The sequence below is a fragment of the Microbacterium sp. RU1D genome (genome assembly GCF_900156435.1).
In the GTDB taxonomy this organism is placed as follows: domain Bacteria; phylum Actinomycetota; class Actinomycetes; order Actinomycetales; family Microbacteriaceae; genus Microbacterium.
Genome location: NZ_FTPQ01000001.1, coordinates 324,556 through 344,061, shown reverse-complemented (window position 1 = coordinate 344,061; position 19,506 = coordinate 324,556). Strand labels below are relative to the sequence as shown.

Sequence of the window (19,506 nt, the reverse complement as noted above, 5' to 3'; positions counted from 1 at the left end):
GCGGTCATCGCGACCGCACTCGAACACCCGGAGGTCCCGTGCTCGGCAAACTCCTCATGCGCTATCTGTCGCGGTACCGCTGGCTGCTGGTCGCCATCCTGATCTTCCAGGCCGCGTCCGCCCTGGCGACGCTCTACCTGCCGCGCTTGAACGCCGACATCATCAACCTCGGCGTCGCACGGGGCGACACGGGCTTCATCTGGTCGCGCGGCGGATTCATGCTCGCCATCTCGCTGGGTCAGATCGTGGCATCCGTCATCGCCACCTACTTCGCGGCGCGCGCGGCCATGGCCGCCGGCCGCGACATACGCCGCGACGTCTTCGAGCGCGTGAGCGGATTCTCCGAGCGCGAGCTGTCGCAGTTCGGCGCCGGATCCCTCATCACCCGCAACACCAACGACGTGCAGCAGGTGCAGATGCTCGCGATGATGGGCGCCACCATGCTCGTCAGCGCGCCGCTCCTCGCCGTCGGCGGCGTCATCATGGCGCTCCAGCAAGACGTCGGGCTCAGCTGGCTGATCGCCGTCGCCGTCCCCGTGCTGCTGGTCGCGGCCGGTCTCATCATCGCGCGCATGGTGCCCCTGTTCCGCAGCTACCAGTCGAAGCTCGACGGCGTGAACCGGGTCATGCGCGAGCAGCTCACGGGTGTGCGCGTCGTCCGGGCGTTCGTGCGCGAGCGCATCGAAGAGGAGCGCTTCCGGCGGGCCAACACCGACATCCTCGTGGTGGGCCGCAAGGTCGGCTCCCTCTTCGTGCTGCTGTTCCCGCTGGCGATGCTCGTGCTCAACGTCACCGTCGTCGGGGTGATCTGGTTCGGCGGCATCCAGGTGGACGCCGGCGGGGTCGAGATCGGCACCCTCTTCGCCTTCATCCAGTACGTCGCGCAGATCCTCGGCGGCGTGCTCATGGCGAGCTTCATGACCGTGATGATCCCGCGCGCCGCGGTGTCGGCCGAGCGCATCGGCGAGGTGCTCGACAGCAGGTCGACGCTGCACCGTCCCGACGATCCCGTGCGGTCGTTCCCCGAGGCCGGCGCCGTCGAGTTCGACGACGTGTCGTTCGCCTATCCGGGCGCGGAGGCGCCGGTCGTGGCGGGCGTCACCTTCCGCGCCGATCCGGGCGAGACCGTCGCGATCGTCGGGTCGACGGGGTCGGGCAAGACCACGCTCGTCTCCCTCATCCCGCGCCTGTTCGACGTCACGGGTGGCGCGGTGCGCGTCGGCGGTGTCGACGTGCGCCAAGCCGATCTCGACGAGTTGTGGAAGGGCATCGGCCTCGTGCCGCAGCGGCCGTTCCTCTTCAGCGGCACCGTGGCATCCAATCTGCGGTTCGGACGGGAGGACGCCACCGACGACGAGTTGTGGCGCGCCCTCGAGATCGCGCAGGGGCGCGACTTCGTCGAGGCCATGGACGGCAAGCTCGAGGGGCGCATCGCCCAGGGCGGCACCAATGTCTCGGGCGGTCAGCGGCAGCGCCTCGCGATCGCGCGGGCGATCGTGCATCGGCCCCGCGTGCTGGTCTTCGACGACTCGTTCTCCGCGCTCGACCTGACCACCGATGCGCGCCTGCGGGCCGCCCTGTGGCAGGAGCTGCCCGAGGTGACGAAGATCGTGGTCGCTCAGCGCGTGTCCACCATCACCGGGGCCGACCGCATCGTCGTCCTCGAAGACGGACGCATGGCCGGACTCGGCACGCACGACGAGCTCTTGCGCACGAGTCCCACGTATCGGGAGATCGTTGAATCGCAGCTGGGAGTGGAAGCATGAGCGCGCCCGACGCCCTCACCGACGAAGACCGCGCCGAGCTCGAGCTCGCCGAGCAGGCGCGGCAGAACTCCGGCGACTGGAACAGCGTCGCCCCCGGCAAGGCCGCGGCGTTCGGGCCCAGCTTCCGGCGTCTGATCGGACTCCTCCGTCCCTACGCGTGGGCCTTCGGTCTGGTCTCCGCGCTCGGTGCTCTCGGAGTGGTGCTCGCCGTTCTCGCGCCGCGCGTGCTGGGAGACGCGACCAACATCATCTTCGAGGGCGTCGTGTCGCGCGGCTTGGGCGAGGCCTTCCCCGCCGGCACGTCCAAGGAAGCCGTCGTCGAGGCGCTGCGCGCGTCGGGGCAGACCGACGTCGCGAACATCGTCTCGGCGATGAACTCCTTCCAGGTCGGCGCGGGCGTCGACTTCGACGCGCTGCGCGTCGTGATCGTCACCGTGCTCGCGATCTACGTGGGATCGTCGCTGCTGTCGTGGATCCAGGGCTACGTCATCAACGTGATCATGGTGCGCACGATGTGGCGGCTCCGCGAAGACGTCGAGGCGAAGATCAACCGTCTGCCCCTGTCGTACTTCGACAAGGTGCAGCGCGGCGAGTTGATCTCGCGCGTGACGAACGACATCGACAACATCACCCAGACCATGCAGCAGTCGCTCTCGAGCGCGCTGACGTCGGTGCTGACGGTCGTCGGCGTGCTCATCATGATGTTCACGATCTCGTGGCAGCTCGCGCTCGTGGCTCTGGTGTCGCTGCCGCTCATGGCCGTCATCTTCGGCGTCATCGGCCCCAAGTCGCAGAAGGCCTTCGGCGAGCAGTGGAAGAAGGTCGGCCGCCTCAACGCCCGCGTCGAGGAGTCGTTCTCCGGCCACGCGCTGGTCAAGGTCTACGGACGCGAGAAGGACGCGCGCGAGAAGTTCGAGCTCGAGAACGAAGAGCTCTTCCAGGCGAGCTTCAAGGCGCAGTTCCTCTCCGGCATGATCATGCCCGGCATGATGTTCATCGGAAACCTCACCTACGTCGGCATCGCCGTCCTCGGCGGCCTCATGGTGGCGGGTGGACAGATCCGGCTCGGTGACGTGCAGGCCTTCATCCAGTACTCGCAGCAGTTCACGCAGCCGCTGTCGCAGCTGGGCGGCATGGCGGCCGTCGTCCAGTCGGGCACGGCTTCGGCGGAACGCGTCTTCGCGCTCCTCGACGCCCACGAGCAGGAGGCCGACGCGGTCGACGCCCCCGACGCCCCCGAGGGTCGAGGCGTCATCGAGTTCCAGAACGTGCGGTTCTCGTACACGCCGGAGCGGCCGCTCATCACCGACCTGTCGTTCCGCGTCGAGCCGGGCCAGACCGTGGCCATCGTCGGCCCCACCGGCGCGGGCAAGACCACGCTGGTGAACCTCATCATGCGGTTCTACGAGCTCGACGGCGGGCGGATCCTCCTCGACGGTCAAAACATCGCCGAGCTGCGCCGCGACGACGTGCGTTCACGCACGGGCATGGTGCTGCAGGACCCGTGGCTGTTCGCGGGCTCCATCCGCGACAACATCCGCTACGGCCGCGAGAGCGCGACCGACGACGAGATCGTCGAGGCCGCGGTGGCCACGCGCGTCGACCAGTTCGTCCACTCCCTCCCCGAGGGCTACGACACCGTCCTCGACGAAGACGCGGCCAACGTCTCGGCGGGCGAGAAGCAGCTCATCACCATCGCGCGAGCATTCGTGGCGCGGCCGTCGGTGCTGATCCTCGACGAGGCGACCTCCTCCGTCGACACGCGCACCGAACTGCTGTTGCAGCAGGCGATGGCGGCGCTGCGCGAAGGCCGCACGTCATTCGTCATCGCGCACCGCCTCTCCACGATCCGCGACGCCGACCTCATCCTCGTGATGGAGCACGGCGACATCGTCGAGAAGGGCACGCACGACGAGCTCATCGCCGCGCAGGGGGCGTATTACCGGCTCTACCGGTCGCAGTTCGAGCAAGCCGCAGCCGACCTCGACGTCTCGGGGGCGGAGCCGGAGCACTCCGGCGCATCGCAGCACACGCCGGTCACCGGCGACAGCGAGGTGGTCTCGGCGATGGCGGCGGCGGCATCCGAGGTCGTGGTCCCGGCCGGAGTCGATGGACCGCCGCGTCCGGCGAATGGTTCCCCGTCACCGGACGGTCGCTGAGGGGGCGCTGTCCCCGGCCCCCTTCGTCGAGCGTCGCGCGTCGACCGCTACAGAGGCGGTCGCCCAGCTCGCAGACCGTCCCCGCTGTCGCCCCGCGGCCCACCGCGCCCCCTCCGGCTCGCCCCGTCTCTGCCGGTGCCGGCGCCCTGACCTCCGCCGGCGCACCCGTGCCCCGCCGGTTCACCCGCCCTGCCTGCGAGCGCCTCCCGGGTGGGGAAAACCCGCCCGGGTACAGTGGACGGACGCACGCACCGCACGGAACCGTGCGAACCGCCCGCCGCACAGATAGGCCTCACCACACGTGACCACTCCTGCGACGCCCGCCGACAACCCCGCGCCCGCCGCTGAGTCTTCCGGCTCGTCCGCGTCCGCCGACCGCCCGCTGAAGATCCTCATCGGCGCCGACACCTTCCTGCCGCACGTGAACGGGGCGGCCCGGTTCGCCGAGCGTCTCGCGGCGGGTCTGGTCGCACGCGGCCACGACGTGCACGTCGCCGCTCCGAGCGTCGGCCACCGCAACGCCGGCACCGCGATCGAGACGATCGAGGGGCAGCCGATGATGATGCACCGGCTCCCGGCCTTCCGATTCCTGCCGCACGACTGGATCACCTACGTCCTGCCGTGGCGGTCGAAGCACTACGCCCGCATCGTCCTCGACGAGGTCAAGCCCGACGTCGTGCACATCCAGTCGCACATCGTGATCGGCCGCGGCCTCGCCCGCGAGGCACGCAAGCGCGGCATCCCGGTCGTGGCGACCAACCACGTGATGGCCGAGAACATCCTCGACTTCACGACCCTCCCCGACTGGCTCGACCGCATCTTCGTCAAGCTCGCATGGGCCGACGCCGAGCGCACGTTCAAGATGACGCGCGCCGTCACCACGCCCACGCGCAAGGCGGCCGACTTCCTGGAATCGACCATCGACATCGACGGCGTCATCCCGATCTCCTGCGGCATCGACCGGTCGAACTACCGCCCCGATCTCACCCCGCGCGACGCGAACCGCATTCTCTTCGTCGGTCGACTGACCACCGAGAAGCACATCGACGTGGTGCTGGCGGCGCTCGCCAAACTCGATCCCGCGCTCGACGTCACCTTCGACATCGTCGGCGGCGGCGACCAGCGCGCCAAGCTCGAGGCGCTCGCCGAGCAGCTCGGCGTCGCGAAGCGCGTCACGTTCCACGGCCATGCGTCCGACGACGACCTCCGCGACCTGTACTCGCGCGCCAGCGTCTTCGCGATCGCCTCGATCGCCGAGCTGCAGTCGATCGCGACGATGGAGGCGATGGCATCCGGTCTGCCCATCGTCGCCGCCAACGCCGTCGCTCTGCCGCACCTCGTGCACGAGGGGGAGAACGGGTACCTCTTCACCCCGGGCGACGCCGACGAACTCGCCGCGCGCCTGACGGACGTGCTCACCGCGTCGCCCGACGAGCGCCGGCGCATGCAGCAGGCGTCGCTCGACGAGGTCGCCGTGCACGACATCACCCGCACCCTCGACACCTTCGAAGCGTTGTATCGCGGTCGCCCGCTGCCGGAGTGACCGCGTGCACGTGGTGATGTTCGCCGACCAGCACCTCGAGTCGCTGGGTGGCGCGCAGGTGTCGATGCGGCTGCAGAAGCGCTTCCTCGAACGCGCCGGTCACGTCGTCACCGTCGTCGCCCCGCGCCTGCATCGTCCGGCATCCGATGATCCGGCGTACCTCGACCTGCCGTCGATCGCGATCACGCCCGACCGCGAATACGCGTTGACCTGGCCCGGCTCGCGGACGGATCGATTCCTGGATGCCGAGATGGGCGCGCGTCTGCCGGTCGACGTCGTGCACGTGCAGGCCGACTTCTGGGGGGCCTTCATCGGCCACCGCTTCGCCGCGCGACACGGGCTGCCGGTCGTGCACACGATGCACAACCGCGTCGACGTCGGGATCGAGGCGACCGCGCCCTTCCCGGGGCTGGTGCTCCGCGCCCTCAACGCCTGGGCTCGCCGGGCGCTGCCCGCCGTTCGTCAGGGCGGCGGCTCCTCGCACGGGGTCGGCGCCGATCCGCGCGGTTCTACGGACCCTGGCGGATCCTCGCCGAACGTTCCGGCATCGCGCGTCGACGGGTGGGCCTTCCTGCACCGGCTCGCGCGCCTCTCGCGCGCCGTGACGGCACCGTCCGGTCACTTCGCCCGCCGCCTGGAGCGGCACGGGGTGGCGCCGTCGGTGGACGTCATCTGGAACGGCATCGACGACGACGTGCTCGACGCCGCCCTGGCGTTCGGTGCGTCCACGCGCCGCCCCGGACGCCCGCGTTTCGTGTGGCTCGGCCGGATGAGCCCCGAGAAGCGTCTGCTCCCCTTCCTCGAGGCCGTCGTGGCATCCGGGATCGACGCCGACGTCGAGATCATCGGAGGGGGCGCGCAGCTCAAGGCCGCGCAGCGCCTCGTCGAACGCAGGCGACCTGGGGCCCGCGTGACCTTCGCGGGGCGGCTGCCCTACGCCGAGACGCTCGCGCGCCTCGCCGACGCCGACGCGGTGGTGCAGACCTCGATCGGGTTCGAAACGCAGGGCATGACGGTCTTCGAAGCCGCCTCCCTCGGCACACCCGCCGTGGTCACCGATCCGGACATCGCCGCCGAGCTCGGGGGAGGGACGTGGACGGTGGCGGATGCCACGGTCGCCGCGCTCGCGGAGACCCTGCGTCGCGCGGCCGCCGACATCGCCGCGGGCTCGCCCGTGCGCCCCGAGTCGTCGATCGCCGAGCGGTTCCGCCAGTCATCGCGCACCGCGGCGATGGTCGCCGTGTACGAGCGGGCGGTCGCCGCGGGTCGCTGACGGATCGCCGTCCCCGGCGCGCGCGCTTGCGACCGCGGCGACGGTGCGGGGCGGCGGCCGTGGTGCACGACGGCGGGTGCCTCGTGCGACACGCCGCGGTGCGGCGACCGGGGGCCGGTGTGTCGCGGGTGCGGCCCGCCGTCGTGTCCGGGGCGACGGGCCGGTCGGCCGTCAGGCCAGGCGGCTGCCGGTCTGCGCGAGGGAGATCGTCGCCGTCGTGGTCGTGGGCTTCGCCGGCTGCGCGACCGACGCGGCGGGTGCGGCGTCGTCCCTCTCGCGCGGCGGCACGCGGGACGGGTCGGTGGGGATGCGGCCGTAGCCGTCGGTGCGCACGAGCCAGGCGGTGCCGACGATACCGACGAGGGACAGGATGCCGAGAGCGATGAAGTAAGCCATGGCAGGAAAGCTACGGGTAGAGGAATCATGCCCACGAGTGGCATGATGGACGCACACCGCAAGATTTCTGCCACACCGGAGGTGTGCATGCGCTCGGTCGCCGTCGTCGTCCAACCCGGGTTCGCCCCGTTCGAGTTCGGTCTCGCGTGCGAGGCGTTCGGTCTCGACCGCAGCGACGACGGCATCCCGAACTTCGACTTCCGCATCGTGGCCCCCGATCCGGGGGTCGTGCCGTCGAACATCGGCTTCTCGATCAACGTCGACCACGGTCTCGATGCCGCCGCCGACGTCGACATCCTCGTGCTCGCGCCCATCCCGCGCGCGCAGTGGGACAGGGTCGATGAGCGGGTCCTCGAGGTGGTCCGCGCAGCGCACGCCCGCGGCGCGTGGTTGCTCAGCGTGTGCAGCGGATCGTTCGTGATCGCGGCATCCGGGGTTCTCGACGGCAAGCGCGCGACCACGCACTGGCGCTACGCCGACACGATGGCGCGCATGTATCCGCAGATCGACGTCGATCCCGACGTGCTCTACGTGCAGTCGGGCACCATCATCACCAGCGCCGGCACGGCCGCGGGCCTCGATGCCTGCCTCCACCTGCTCCGGCAGGAGCTCGGCTCCGAGCTGGCGAACCGCATCGCGCGGCGCATGGTCGTCGCCCCGCAGCGCGACGGCGGTCAGGCGCAGTTCATCGCCTCGCCCATTCCGGTCGACACCTCGCTCTCGCTCGCCCCGGTGACCGAGTGGATGCTGCAGAACCTGGATGCCGAACTCTCGGTCGACCGCCTCGCCGCCCGCGCCCACATGTCGCCGCGCACCTTCGCCCGGCGGTTCAAGGCCGACCTTGGCGCCACTCCGGCCGCGTGGCTCGCGCGGCAGCGACTGCTCCACGCGCAGCGCCTGCTGGAGGAGACCGACCTCGGCCTCGACCGCATCGCCGCGGAGTGCGGCTTCGGGTCGGCGGCGGTGCTGCGACAGAACTTCGCCCGCACGATGGGGCTGACGCCCACGGCGTACCGCGCCCGCTTCTCGTGCGCGGAGGCCGACGTGCGGGCCGGGGTGCCGGCATCCGTTCCCGCGCCGGAGGCGGTTCCGGTCTGAGCGATGGCGGCCTCTCGGCGCCAGGTCGCCGTCGCGGTGCCTGTCGGTCTCGCTCGGTGCGGCGCCCGTCGGCGCGGGTCGTATCCGCGCGGGTCGTGCCAGCATGGGTCCCTGCCGGCGCGGGTTAAGTCGGCGCGGTCCCTGCCGGCGCGGGTTGAGTCGGCGCGGTCGGATGCCGGCGGGGGTTGCGCCGGGGCGGGTGCATGCCGAGATCGGCCCTATCTGCCGAGATGACACGATGTCGGCGAGAAAAGCGGGTGATTTCGTGCGCATCGCGTGATCTCGGCGCTTCGGGCGGACCGGCGGCATGTGCGCCAGGTGCGTCGGCATCGCAGGCGTCGCGGGGGCCGTCGGCGTGCGCTCCGGGTGGGCCGCGAATGCAGGCTCCGGGCGGGCCGGTGACGCGCGTGGCGGGCGGTGGGGCGCCGGACGATTGCGAACACCTGCCCAAGCTCGTGCCGACGCACTCGCTCGTGCTGACGCACTCGCGCGTGCCGCCGCAGCGCGCGGGGTTGCGGCATCCATTGCCCTCGAGTCGCTGCGCTGCTAAACTTGAGTCAACGCCGCTCAAGTTTGAGCGAAGCGGACACACTTCCAGGAGAACACATGAACGCCACACAACAGCCGGGGCAGGAGGACGCGCGCAGCGCCCTCGAGCAATTCGGCATCAACCTCACCGACCGGGCCCGCCAGGGCAAGCTCGACCCCGTGATCGGACGCGACGGCGAGATCCGCCGCGTCAGCCAGGTGCTCACCCGACGCACGAAGAACAATCCCGTGCTCATCGGCGAACCCGGCGTCGGCAAGACCGCCGTCGTCGAAGGGCTCGCCCAGCGCATCGTCGCGGGCGACGTCGCCGAGAGCCTCAAGAACAAAGAGCTCGTCTCGCTCGACATCTCGGCGCTCGTCGCCGGCGCGATGTACCGCGGACAGTTCGAGGAGCGCCTCAAGAGCGTCCTCAAGGAGATCACGGAGTCCGACGGGCGCATCATCACCTTCATCGACGAGCTGCACGTGCTCATGGGTGCGGGCGGCGGCGAGGGCTCGGTCGCGGCCAGCAACATGCTCAAGCCCATGCTCGCCCGCGGTGAGCTGCGCCTGATCGGCGCGACCACGCTCGACGAGTACCGCGAGTTCATCGAGAAGGATGCCGCCCTCGAGCGCCGCTTTCAGCAGGTGTACGTCGGCGAGCCCACCGTCGAGGACACCGTCGCGATCCTCCGCGGCCTCAAGGAGCGCTACGAGGCGCACCACAAGGTCGCCATCGCGGATGCCGCGCTGGTCGCCGCCGCGGCGCTGTCGAACCGGTACATCCCCTCGCGCCAGCTGCCCGACAAGGCCATCGACCTGATCGACGAAGCGGCATCCCGGCTGCGCATGGAGATCGATTCCGCCCCGCTGGAGATCGACGAACTGCGTCGGCACGTCGACCGCCTCAAGCTCGAAGAGCTCGCGCTGAAGAAGGAGAAGGACGACGCGTCGAAGGAACGCCTCGCCGCGCTGCGCGAGACCCTCGCCGCCGAGCAGTCCAAGCTCGACGAGCTGCAGGCCCGGTGGGAGCGCGAGCGCGCCTCGCTGAACCGCGTGGGTGAGCTGAAGACCCGCCTCGACGCCGCCCGCGTGGATGCCGAGCGCGCGCAGCGCGAGGGCAACCTCGAGCGAGCCTCGCGGCTGCTCTACGCCGAGATCCCGGCCCTCGAGCGCGAGCTCATGGTGGCCGAGCGCGAGGAGCCCGCCGGCGACCGCATGGTCAACGATCAGGTCACCGATGAGGACATCGCGGCGGTCATCGCCGCGTGGACCGGCATCCCGGTCGGCCGCCTGCTGCAGGGCGAGACCGAGAAGCTGCTGCACCTCGAGCGCGAGCTCGGCAAGCGCCTGATCGGGCAGAAGGATGCCGTGAAGGCGGTGTCCGACGCGGTGCGCCGCTCGCGCGCGGGCATCAGCGACCCGAACCGCCCGGTCGGCTCCTTCCTGTTCCTCGGCCCCACGGGCGTCGGCAAGACGGAGCTCGCGAAGTCGCTCGCCGACTTCCTCTTCGACGACGAGCACGCCATGGTGCGCATCGACATGTCGGAGTACGGCGAGAAGCACTCCGTCTCGCGCCTGGTCGGTGCCCCTCCGGGGTACGTCGGGTACGAGGCCGGCGGTCAGCTGACGGAGGCCGTGCGCCGGCGCCCCTACAGCGTCGTGCTGCTGGACGAGGTCGAGAAGGCCCACCCCGAGGTGTTCGACGTGCTGCTGCAGGTCATGGACGACGGTCGCCTGACCGACGGCCAGGGCCGCACGGTCGATTTCACGAATGTCATCCTGATCCTCACCAGCAACCTCGGCTCGCCGATCCTCATCGATCCGACGATGTCGATGGATGCGAAGCGGGAGCAGGTGCAGGCGCTGGTGCGCCAGGCGTTCAAGCCCGAGTTCGTGAACCGCCTCGACGACATCGTGATCTTCCAGGCCCTGAGCCAGGACGACCTCGCGCAGATCGTGGAGCTCGCCGTCGACGCCCTGCACAAGCGCCTGCGCGAGCGTCGGCTGACCCTGGCGGTCACCCCCGACGCGCGGTCGTGGCTCGCCGAACGCGGCTACGACCCGGTGTACGGCGCCCGGCCGCTGCGCCGGTTGATCCAGTCCGAGATCCAGGACCGCCTGGCGATGGCGATCCTCGCCGGCACGGTGCGCGACGGCGACCTGGTCAAGGTCGACGTGGCCAGCGACGGGGATTCGCTGATGCTGGTGAGCACCGGACCCGCGACCGAGGAGCCCGACGACGACGTGATCGAGGCCGAGATCGTCGAGTAGTGCGAACGGGAGGGGGTGCCGCGCGGGAGGCGCGGCATCCCCTTCCGCGTTTCCGCGCCCGGTCAGGGGCAGGGCGAGAACCAGGCCTTGACGAAGGCCGCGCTCTGGTACGCGTACTCGTACACCCAGTCGAGGAGCGTCAGGTCGGTGTCGACGCCCACCACGGTGACGTCACCGGCGTAGCACTTCGCGAAGATGAAGCGGGTCCGGGCCACGTGCGGCGTGAAGGTGACGACCACGGTCCTGCCCGTGTCGTGCTCCGTCGCGTAGTGGCGGAGGAGTCGGGTCTCACCGGCGGTGGTGAACGGGTCCGGGGTCGCGCAGGTCACCCCGCGTCGACGGCACACCTCGAGCGTGGACGCATCGAAGCGCTGCTCGCCGCGGCCGGCGCGGGAGTCGGAGACCGAGATCAACAGGGGCGCGTGAGAGTCGACGGCGCGGATCGCCGCGGCGAGGGCGAGCCGCTGCTGCTCGGGCGGACCGATGACGTAGACGAGGTCGGCATCCGTCGGGTCGCCCTGCGGGGGGAACACGTACACCGGCAGGCCCGCAGCGGCGGCCGCGAAGATCGCGATCGCCGGGGACAGGGCGAGGTGGAGCAGGCGGGACCCCGGGCTGTGACTGCCGACGGCTCGCCGACGCGCTCGCGCCGTTCGGCCACGGGGGGAGGAGGTCGTCACTCCGCGAGGCTAGGCGGCCGTGCGGTGCCCCCTCCGGTCGGCGGCGCACGGGGCGACGGGTGAGGGACGCGTCGGCACGCAGGTCCGCCCCCGCCCCGCGGATGCGGAACGAGGGCGGACGGATGCGGCGGGGCGGCCTCCGGGCCGCGGTGACTCCGGCGACGGATGCCGCGGCCGAGCGACGCGTCAGGCGTCGAGCAGCAGCGACTCGGCGAGCGGACGACGCACGCGGGGTGCGGACTCGCGCGAGCGGACGGCCTCGTCGGCGGCATCCACGTCGCCGAACGCGCCCACCGCGATCACGGTCACGGGCGTGAAGCGGTCGTCGATGCCGAAGGCGGTGCGCAGGTCGTCGGGGGAGAAGCCGCCCATCGTGTGCGTGGCGAGGCCGCGGGCGTGGGCCTCGATCGTGAAGAACGCGGCCGCCTGGCCGGCGTCGTACGTCGCCCACGGGCGGGCGTTACCCTCCTCGTCGCTGTTCTCGGCGAGGATGACCAGCAGGGCACCGGCCGCGGGCGCCCAACCCTGGTTGAAGCCGACGAGCGAAGAAACGACCTTCTCGTGGGCGTCGGTTCCACGACGGGCGAGCAGGAAGCGCCACGGCTGCGTGTTGTTCGCCGACGGGGTCCAGCGTGCAGCCTCGAGGGCCGCGCGCAGGGCCTCCTCGTCGATCGGGGCCTCCGCGTCGAAGACACGGGTGCTCCAGCGCTCGGCCAGGACGTCGAGGATCGGGACGTCGGTCTGCGCGGTGCGGTCGAGAACGTGGGACATGGAAATACTCCTGAGGGTGAGAACGATGTCGGGACGCCGTTGACCCGCACCATCCAACGCCGATGCCAAGCCGGGTGTTCCCGTGTGACCTCATGCGTCTGCGCAGAGCGGGCTTCGACGGATGCCGTGGGGTGTCGGCGCACGCGCGGCGCAGGTGCCGCCGGTCACGCGAGGAGCGTGCGGACGGGTCGCCGGGGACGTGCGGCGGTGCCGGTCATGCGGCACCGCGCCTCGGTGGGCTCAGGCGCGCCAGGACGCCGGCCCGGCCGTTCCGGCCGGGTACTCGTCGAGCGGCACCTCGTCCTTGCGCCACGCGTCGATCACCGGCTGCACGATCCGCCAGCACTGCTCGGCCGCGTCGCCGCGCACGGCGAGCATGGCGTCTCCGTCGAGGATGCCCGAGAGCACCTCGCCGTAGGCCTTGAGGGCGCCCTCGCCGAGGTCGGCGGCGAGCGTCACGCGCTCCAGTTCGAGGGGGTCGTCGGCACCGTTGACGTTCAGGGCGAGGCTCATCGTGTCGGGGCCGAGGGAGAAGACGAGCTGCGACGGCTCGCTCTCGCCGATGAATCCCGCCGGCAGGCGTCGGACGGGCTTGAACGTGACGGTGACCGCGCGTTCTCCGGCGCCGAGCGCCTTGCCTGAACGCAGGACGATCGGCACGCCCTGCCAGCGCGCCGTGCGCACCTCGACGGTCATCTCGGCGAGCGTCTCGGTGCCGCGCGCGGCGTCGACCCCGGGCTCGTCGACATAGGAGGGGAAGTGACGCTCGCCCACGTCGCCGGCGGTGTAGCGGGCGCGGCGCGAGTTCTTCACCGGGTCGTCGTCCCAGACGTGGGTCGCGCGCAGCACCGCGGAGGTCGCGTCGCGCAGATCGAGCTGGTCGAGGGCGGACGGCGGCTCCATGGTGACGAACGCCATCACCTGCAGCAGGTGGCTCTGGATCATGTCGACCAGGGCGCCCGCGGCGTCGTAGTAGCCGGCGCGACCCTCGAGGCCGAGCGCCTCGGGGAAGTCGATGAGGATCGAGGCGATGTCGTCGGCAGACCAGACGCTCTCCATGAGGCGGTTGGCGAAGCGCACGCCGAGGAGGTTGAGGACGGTCGAGCGCCCGAGGAAGTGGTCGATGCGGAAGACCTGGTCTTCGGGTACGAGCGTCGCCAGCTGCCGGTTGAGGGTGCGCGCGCTGGCCTCGTCGGTTCCGAACGGCTTCTCGAGGGCGAGGACCGTGCCGTCGGGGATCTTCACGTCGCTGAGCGCGAGACACGACTTCTCGGTCACCGCCGGTGGCACGGCGAAGTAGAGCGCGGGGCGGCCCTCGGCGTCGTCGAGCAGCTTCTGCAGATCGTCGGCCTTCGTGATGTCGGCCTGCGAGTACGTCGTCTCCTCGACGATGGGGAAGGCGTCCTCGGCATCCATCGTCTGGAAGGCCTTGCGCACCACTTCGCGCCAGTGCTCGTCGGTCCAGTCGTCCATGCCCGCGCCGTGCAGGCGCACTGAGCGGCCCGGTTCGCGCGTCAGCAGCTGGCCGAGGGCCGGCAGGAGCAGTCGCGAGGTGAGGTCGCCCGAAGCGCCCAGGATGATCAGAGTGGTGTCCGCCGCCATGCGGCCACCGTAACGTCCGCCACCGACATGCCGGAGGTGCTTGCAGCCGGCGCAGGGATGCCACTATCGGGATCCACGGCCGCGATGTCGGCGCCACCTGTCATGATCCGAGGGTGACGACTCCGATCGAGGATTACGCCGTCCTCAGCAACTGCCGCTCCGCCGCCCTCGTCTGCGCCGCGGGGAGCGTCGACTGGCTCTGCCTGCCGCGGTACGACAGCGGGTCGATGTTCGGCGCGCTGCTCGGCGACGAGTCGCACGGCTCGTGGTCGCTGCGGCCGGCCGATCCCGAGGCGCGGGCCACGCGTCGCTACGACGGCGACACCTTCGTTCTCGTCACGCGCTGGGAGACGGCGACGGGGATCGCCGACGTGTACGACGCGATGCCGGTCGACGAGGGCGTCGAGGCGCTCGTCCGCCGCGTCGTCGGCGTCTCGGGCGCCGTCGACTTCGTCAGCGAGGTGCGCCTGCGCTTCGACTACGCCCGCGCCGTGCCGTGGGTGCGGCAGGTGGGCACGGGCGGCTCCCACGCCATCCTCGCCGTCGCGGGTCCGGATGCCGTCATCCTGCGCGGTCCGCGACACATCGCGGTCGACACCGCCCACCGGGGGCTGTGGACCACCGCCGCGGGGGAGAGCGTCGACTCCGTGCTGGCCTGGGGCCCGTCGTGGCAGGAGCCGCCGGCGACGTTCGACGTGGAAGCCGCGCTCGAGCGCACGCGCGAGTGGTGGGCGGCATGGGCCGACCGCGTGCAGGCGGCGGGAAGCCACGCAGCCCTCGTGACCCGCTCGCTGATGGTGCTGCGGGCGCTCACACATTCCGAGACCGGCGGGATCGTCGCCGCCGCGACGACGTCACTGCCCGAGGCCTTCGGGGGCTCGCGCAACTGGGACTACCGCTACGTCTGGCTGCGGGATGCCGCCCTCACCCTCAGCGCCTACATCGAGCACGGCTACCTCGACGCCGCGCACCGCTGGCGCAACTGGCTGCTGCGGGCCATCGCGGGCGACCCCGCCGACGTGCAGATCATGTACGGCATCGCGGGGGAGCGCGATCTGCCCGAGCGGGAGCTGACCAGCCTGCCCGGCTACGGCGGGGCGAGCCCGGTGCGCATCGGCAACGGCGCGGTCGACCAGTACCAGGCCGACGTGATCGGCGAGGTGATGGTGGCGCTCGACGCCGCTCGGCGCGCGGGCGTCGCGGAGACGTCGTTCTCGTGGGGCCTGCAGCGAGCCCTCCTCGCGCAATCGGTGCAGTGGTTCGACCGTCCCGACAACAGCATCTGGGAGATGCGCGGCGACCCGCACTTCTTCACCCACTCCCGCGCGATGGTGTGGGCGGCGTTCGATCGTGGCATCCGGGCCGTCGAGGAGAACGGCGTCGACGGCGACGTCGAGACCTGGCGCACGCTGCGCGACCGGGTCCGCGCCGACATCGACGCGCACGGGGTGCACGCGGACGGGTGGTTCACGCAGCACTTCGACACCGACGAGGTCGACGCCTCGCTGCTCGTGCTGCCGCAGGTGGGCTTCTGCGCCTACGACGATCCGCGCATGCTCGCCACCGTCGCGCGCATGGAGCAGACGCTCATGCCCGACGGATGGCTGCTGCGCTACCGCACGACCGGGGTCGACGGGCTGAGCGGCGACGAGCATCCCTTCCTCGCGTGCTCGTTCTGGCTCGTCGGTCAGTACGCCCACAGCGGTCGTCGAGACGACGCCGAGGCGCTCATGCGGCGTCTCACCGGGGCCGCGAACGACCTGGGCCTGCTGTCGGAGGAGTACGACCCCATGACGGGTCGCCAGGCAGGCAACACCCCCCAGGCGCTGTCGCACCTCGCCCTGGTGGGTGCCGCCGACGCCCTGGAGGCCACGGCCCCGCGCTGAGCCCGCCCCGGGTCCGCGGGCGAGGTGGCTGAGGTCGTCGAAGCCTCCGGTGTCTTCGACGAGCTCGGAGACCCTGCGCCGCGTACCGGGAACGCGGAGCCCGCCCCGACCGGCCCGCGCGGTCATAGAGTCATCGCATGGACGACGACGTCGAGCTGCGGGGTCTGCGCGAGCGGATCTACGGCGCCGACGGCGCGAGTGCGACGCCCGAGATGATCTCCCGGCTCGCCGAGCTCGAGGAGCGGCGTCGCGCCGAGCCGGCGTCGATCGCCGCCGGCGCGCCGGAGCCGCCCGGAAAGGATGCCGCGTCACCGGAGGCCGACGTCTCGGAGTCCGAGCGTCCGGACGCGGGTGCGCCGCAGGAGCACCCCGGAACCGCCGCGAGCGGGCGCCGGCCCCGCGCGCTGCGATGGGTTCTGGCCGGCGCCGGGGCCGCGGCGCTCGTCGGACTCGGCATCGCGATCGGCGCCAACTTCGCCCCGCCCGCGGCTTCCGCCGACCCCGCGTCGGCCGCCTATCCCGAGCTGACGTTCCCGCAGACGGTGGAGGACGTGATCTCCGCCGACATCCTGCGCGACAGTGGGATCGACCCCTCCAGCACCCGGTACGTCGCGACGGTCAGCGACTTCCGCGTCTACCTCGCCCAGCCCGATGACGGCGACGGCATCTGCATCGCGACGTTCACGTCATCCGACAATCGACCGTGGTCGGTCGGCTGCGCCTCCGGGAGCGCCGGTCCGTCGGCCGCGTTCGGGATCGACGGCGATCTGACCGTCGCGGTCGGCGACACCGACCCGTCGTCCGTCGACGGCATCCCCATCCGCCTGTCCGACAGCGTCACGGCGTACGTGGCGCGCTGATGCAAGGAGAACCATCATGTTCCAGCCCGACGGCGCCTTCTCCGGCTTCGCGGTCGACGACCTCGACGCCGCTCATCGCTTCTACGCCGACACCCTCGGTCTCCGCGTGGAGGTGTTCGAGGGATCCGGCTTCCTCCGCCTGCACCTGGCATCCGGGGGCAGCATCCTCGTCTACGGAAAGCCCCACCACGAGCCGGCGTCGTTCACGGTGCTCAACTTCCCGGTCGCCGACGTCGCCGCGGCCGTCGACGACCTGCGGGCCCGGGGCGTCGAGACGAAGATCTACGACGACGCCGATATCCCCACCGACTCGCGCGGCATCATGCACGAGGGCGGTCCGCTCATCGCGTGGTTCCGCGACCCGGCGGGCAACGTGCTCGCCGTCCTGGAGGAGTGAGCTCCCCACCCGCGCACGCAGAAGGGCGGATGGATGCCGGAAGCCACGGCATCCATCCGCCCCGTGACCGGGCCCGAACCGGTCAGCCCCGCAGCGCGTCCGCCAGCTTGACGCGGGCCCCCATGCGCAGCAGGGAGTTCTGGTAGATCCGCGCGGCGACGGCGATGGCCGCGACGCACGAGGCGAGCAGGACGAGCAGCGACAGCACCGGCTCCCACCACTGCGCGTCGCCGAGGTACATGCGCAGCGGCATGCCCACGGGAGCCGAGAACGGCACGTACGACATCACGGTGAGGACGACGGGGTTGTCGTTGAAGAAGATCACCAGGAAGTACGGGGCCATGATCAGCATCGTGATCGGCGTGGTGGTCGCTCCGATGTCCTCCTGTCGCGACACCATCGCGGCGGCCGCGGCGAATAGCGCCGCCAGCAGCACGAAGCCGAACAAGAAGAAGATCGCGAACCAGGCGATGGGGGCGCCGAGGGCGTCGAGCACTCCCGCCTGATCGGTCACCGCGAGCCCGATGACCGCGACCGCAGCGAGCAGCACGATCTGCGCCATCGCGAGGATCGTGTTGCCCAGCACCTTACCCGCCAGCAGGGCCCGCACGGGGATGGCCGAGATGAGGATCTCGACCACGCGCGTCTGCTTCTCCTCGACGACGCTCTGCGCGATCGTGCCGCCGAAGGTCGTCGCGGCGATGAGGAACACGATGCCGAAGGCGAGGGCGATGAAGTACCGCAGGATGTCGGCGGCATTCGACCCGGGCTCGATGCGATCGACCGGCGGGGTCTCGCTCAGCATCTGCAGCAGTGTCGAGGGCACGCTGTCCTTCACCACGACGGTGAAGTCGAACGACGCCTCCGACGATCCCGAGACCAGGGCGGCATCCACCGTGCCGTCGGCGACGAGGGCGCGGGCCGCGTCGTCGCTGTCGGCGACCGTCACCTCCAGGCCGTCGAGGCCCGAGACGGCGCTCTGGGTCTGCGAGGTGACGGCGACCGGGATGCCGCTGGACGCGGCGTTGCCGGCCGTGAACCCGCCCCACAGCACCGAGGCGAGGGCGGCGAGGATGAGCACCGCGGTCGAGATGACGAAGGCCTTGCTCCGCAGCTTGGAGCCGATCTCTCGCTCGGCGACGAGCCAGATGCTCAGCGCCTCACCGGGCGCGCGGCGGGTGGGGGTGGTGGTGCTCACTGGATGACCTCCTTGAAGATCTCGGCCAGGGTCGGTCGCTGGGGCGCGAAGCTCGCGACGTCGCCGCGCGAGACGGCGCCCTGCAGCACGCGCTGCGCCGTGGTGTCGTCGTCGGCGTCGAACAGGGCGTAGCCGCCGTCGAAGTCGATGACCGTCACCCCGGGCTCTTCGCGCAGCCACCCGGCGTCGCTGCGCGACACGAGCTCGTAGCGGTGCGTGGCGTGCTGGGCGCGGAGGTCGTCGCGGGTCCCCGCGGCGCGGATCGTGCCGCCGGCGATGATCACGAGGTCGTCGCACAGGCGCTCGACGACGTCGAGCTGGTGCGAGGAGAACAGCACGGCCGTTCCGGCCGCGGCTTTCTCCTGCAATACGCCGGCCACCACGTCGACGGCGAGCGGGTCGAGGCCCGAGAACGGCTCGTCGAGGATGAGCACCTCGGGCTCGTGGACGAGGGATGCCGCGATCTGCGCGCGCTGCTGGTTGCCCAGCGACAGGGTCTCGACGAGGTCGCCGAGGCGCTCGCCGAGTCCGAGGCGTTCGAGCAGCGCCGTCGCCTTCGTCGTCGCGTCGGCTTTCGAGAAGCCGTGCAGGCGGGCCAGGTAGGCGATGTGCTCGGCGACCTTCATCTTGGGGTAGAGCCCGCGCTCTTCCGGCATGTACCCGAAGCGCCGGCGGTCGGCGGCCGTGACCGGCGCGCCGGCGAGGGTGACCGACCCCGCATCCTTGCCGAGCACGCCGAGGGCGATGCGCATGGTGGTGGTCTTGCCGGCGCCGTTGCCGCCGACGAAGCCCGTCAGCCGCCCGGGGGCGACGGTGAAGCCCACGTCGTCGAGCACGCGGCGACCGCCGTAGCTCTTGGTGATGCCGTCCAGTTCGAGCACGGTGCATCCCTTCTTCTCGTTGTCTTCCACGCTAGGGATCGGGATGCCGCCGCGCCTCCGTCCCGGGACGGTGATGCCGCTCCGCCTCGCGGGGGAGGGGGTCCCGCGGTCCTCGTTCGCGAGGTCCCTGAGCTCGTCGAAGGGGCCGGGACCGGCGGGTGGCGGAGGCAGGCTCAGATCCCTCGGTTCGCTGG

At 71.2% G+C, this 19,506-nt stretch carries 15 protein-coding genes; 9 read left to right on the top strand and 6 right to left on the bottom strand.

Translation table 11 applies throughout. The features are described from left to right. The first annotated feature begins 38 nt into the window (after positions 1-38). From B0B15_RS01545 to B0B15_RS01530, 4 genes are all read left to right on the top strand, one after another. Positions 39-1,766, top strand: coding sequence for an ABC transporter ATP-binding protein (locus tag B0B15_RS01545; RefSeq protein ID WP_076672974.1), 1,728 nt, complete (start codon positions 39-41; stop codon positions 1,764-1,766). Further along, on the top strand, positions 1,763-3,925 hold the full coding sequence (locus B0B15_RS01540; RefSeq protein WP_256334132.1) for an ABC transporter ATP-binding protein: 2,163 nt from the start codon (positions 1,763-1,765) through the stop codon (positions 3,923-3,925). The genes B0B15_RS01545 and B0B15_RS01540 overlap by 4 nt, the downstream gene beginning before the upstream one ends. 301 nt (positions 3,926-4,226) lie before the next feature. Then, on the top strand, positions 4,227-5,468 hold the full coding sequence (locus B0B15_RS01535) for a glycosyltransferase (RefSeq protein ID WP_076672973.1): 1,242 nt from the start codon (positions 4,227-4,229) through the stop codon (positions 5,466-5,468). 4 nt (positions 5,469-5,472) lie between these two features. Next, complete coding sequence (locus tag B0B15_RS01530) at positions 5,473-6,741, top strand: glycosyltransferase (RefSeq protein WP_076672972.1); 1,269 nt, start codon at positions 5,473-5,475, stop codon at positions 6,739-6,741. A 171-nt stretch (positions 6,742-6,912) separates the two neighbouring features. Here B0B15_RS01530 and B0B15_RS01525 read toward each other — a convergent pair whose 3' ends face one another. After that, complete coding sequence (locus B0B15_RS01525; RefSeq protein ID WP_076672971.1) at positions 6,913-7,137, bottom strand: hypothetical protein; 225 nt, start codon at positions 7,135-7,137, stop codon at positions 6,913-6,915. A gap of 87 nt (positions 7,138-7,224) precedes the next feature. Here B0B15_RS01525 and B0B15_RS01520 point away from each other — a divergent pair, with 87 nt between their 5' ends. Continuing rightward, the gene (locus B0B15_RS01520) at positions 7,225-8,235 is read left to right on the top strand and encodes a GlxA family transcriptional regulator (RefSeq protein ID WP_076672970.1); all 1,011 of its coding nucleotides are present in this window, start codon (positions 7,225-7,227) and stop codon (positions 8,233-8,235) included. A 606-nt stretch (positions 8,236-8,841) separates the two neighbouring features. Next, complete coding sequence (locus B0B15_RS01515) at positions 8,842-11,037, top strand: ATP-dependent Clp protease ATP-binding subunit (RefSeq protein WP_076672969.1); 2,196 nt, start codon at positions 8,842-8,844, stop codon at positions 11,035-11,037. A 62-nt stretch (positions 11,038-11,099) separates the two neighbouring features. On the opposite strand, the gene B0B15_RS01510 is transcribed toward B0B15_RS01515, so the two are convergent. The 3 genes from B0B15_RS01510 to B0B15_RS01500 form a co-directional block, all read right to left on the bottom strand. Continuing rightward, positions 11,100-11,717 (bottom strand): hypothetical protein, encoded by a 618-nt coding sequence (locus B0B15_RS01510; RefSeq protein WP_076672968.1) that lies wholly within the window; start codon positions 11,715-11,717, stop codon positions 11,100-11,102. A gap of 186 nt (positions 11,718-11,903) precedes the next feature. Beyond that, positions 11,904-12,488, bottom strand: coding sequence for a nitroreductase family protein (locus B0B15_RS01505; protein ID WP_076672967.1), 585 nt, complete (start codon positions 12,486-12,488; stop codon positions 11,904-11,906). 240 nt (positions 12,489-12,728) lie between these two features. Then, positions 12,729-14,090: a glucose-6-phosphate dehydrogenase gene (locus B0B15_RS01500; RefSeq protein ID WP_076672966.1), complete on the bottom strand. Its 1,362-nt coding sequence runs from the start codon at positions 14,088-14,090 to the stop codon at positions 12,729-12,731. Between the two features lie 113 nt (positions 14,091-14,203). Here B0B15_RS01500 and B0B15_RS01495 point away from each other — a divergent pair, with 113 nt between their 5' ends. From B0B15_RS01495 to B0B15_RS01485, 3 genes are all read left to right on the top strand, one after another. After that, complete coding sequence (locus B0B15_RS01495) at positions 14,204-15,976, top strand: glycoside hydrolase family 15 protein (protein WP_076672965.1); 1,773 nt, start codon at positions 14,204-14,206, stop codon at positions 15,974-15,976. Between the two features lie 137 nt (positions 15,977-16,113). Continuing rightward, positions 16,114-16,836 (top strand): hypothetical protein, encoded by a 723-nt coding sequence (locus tag B0B15_RS01490; RefSeq protein ID WP_076672964.1) that lies wholly within the window; start codon positions 16,114-16,116, stop codon positions 16,834-16,836. 16 nt (positions 16,837-16,852) lie between these two features. Then, positions 16,853-17,233 (top strand): VOC family protein, encoded by a 381-nt coding sequence (locus tag B0B15_RS01485; protein WP_076672963.1) that lies wholly within the window; start codon positions 16,853-16,855, stop codon positions 17,231-17,233. A gap of 82 nt (positions 17,234-17,315) precedes the next feature. On the opposite strand, the gene B0B15_RS01480 is transcribed toward B0B15_RS01485, so the two are convergent. Both B0B15_RS01480 and B0B15_RS01475 read right to left on the bottom strand, forming a co-directional pair. After that, on the bottom strand, positions 17,316-18,431 hold the full coding sequence (locus B0B15_RS01480; protein WP_076672962.1) for an ABC transporter permease: 1,116 nt from the start codon (positions 18,429-18,431) through the stop codon (positions 17,316-17,318). Beyond that, a complete protein-coding gene (locus B0B15_RS01475) occupies positions 18,428-19,312 on the bottom strand; it encodes an ABC transporter ATP-binding protein (protein ID WP_076675069.1) in 885 nt (294 codons plus the stop codon). Before B0B15_RS01475 ends, B0B15_RS01480 begins: the two co-directional genes overlap by 4 nt. Positions 19,313-19,506 lie beyond the last annotated feature (194 nt).

Bases quoted from the DNA above. Each gene is read 5' to 3' on its own strand.
- B0B15_RS01485 (WP_076672963.1), top strand. From the start codon at position 16,853: ATGTTCCAGCCCGACGGCGCCTTCTCCGGCTTCGCGGTCGACGACCTC.
- B0B15_RS01515 (WP_076672969.1), top strand. From the start codon at position 8,842: ATGAACGCCACACAACAGCCGGGGCAGGAGGACGCGCGCAGCGCCCTC.
- B0B15_RS01540 (WP_256334132.1), top strand. From the start codon at position 1,763: ATGAGCGCGCCCGACGCCCTCACCGACGAAGACCGCGCCGAGCTCGAG.
- B0B15_RS01505 (WP_076672967.1), bottom strand. From the start codon at position 12,488: ATGTCCCACGTTCTCGACCGCACCGCGCAGACCGACGTCCCGATCCTC.
- B0B15_RS01520 (WP_076672970.1), top strand. From the start codon at position 7,225: ATGCGCTCGGTCGCCGTCGTCGTCCAACCCGGGTTCGCCCCGTTCGAG.
- B0B15_RS01490 (WP_076672964.1), top strand. From the start codon at position 16,114: ATGGACGACGACGTCGAGCTGCGGGGTCTGCGCGAGCGGATCTACGGC.
- B0B15_RS01525 (WP_076672971.1), bottom strand. From the start codon at position 7,137: ATGGCTTACTTCATCGCTCTCGGCATCCTGTCCCTCGTCGGTATCGTC.
- B0B15_RS01500 (WP_076672966.1), bottom strand. From the start codon at position 14,090: ATGGCGGCGGACACCACTCTGATCATCCTGGGCGCTTCGGGCGACCTC.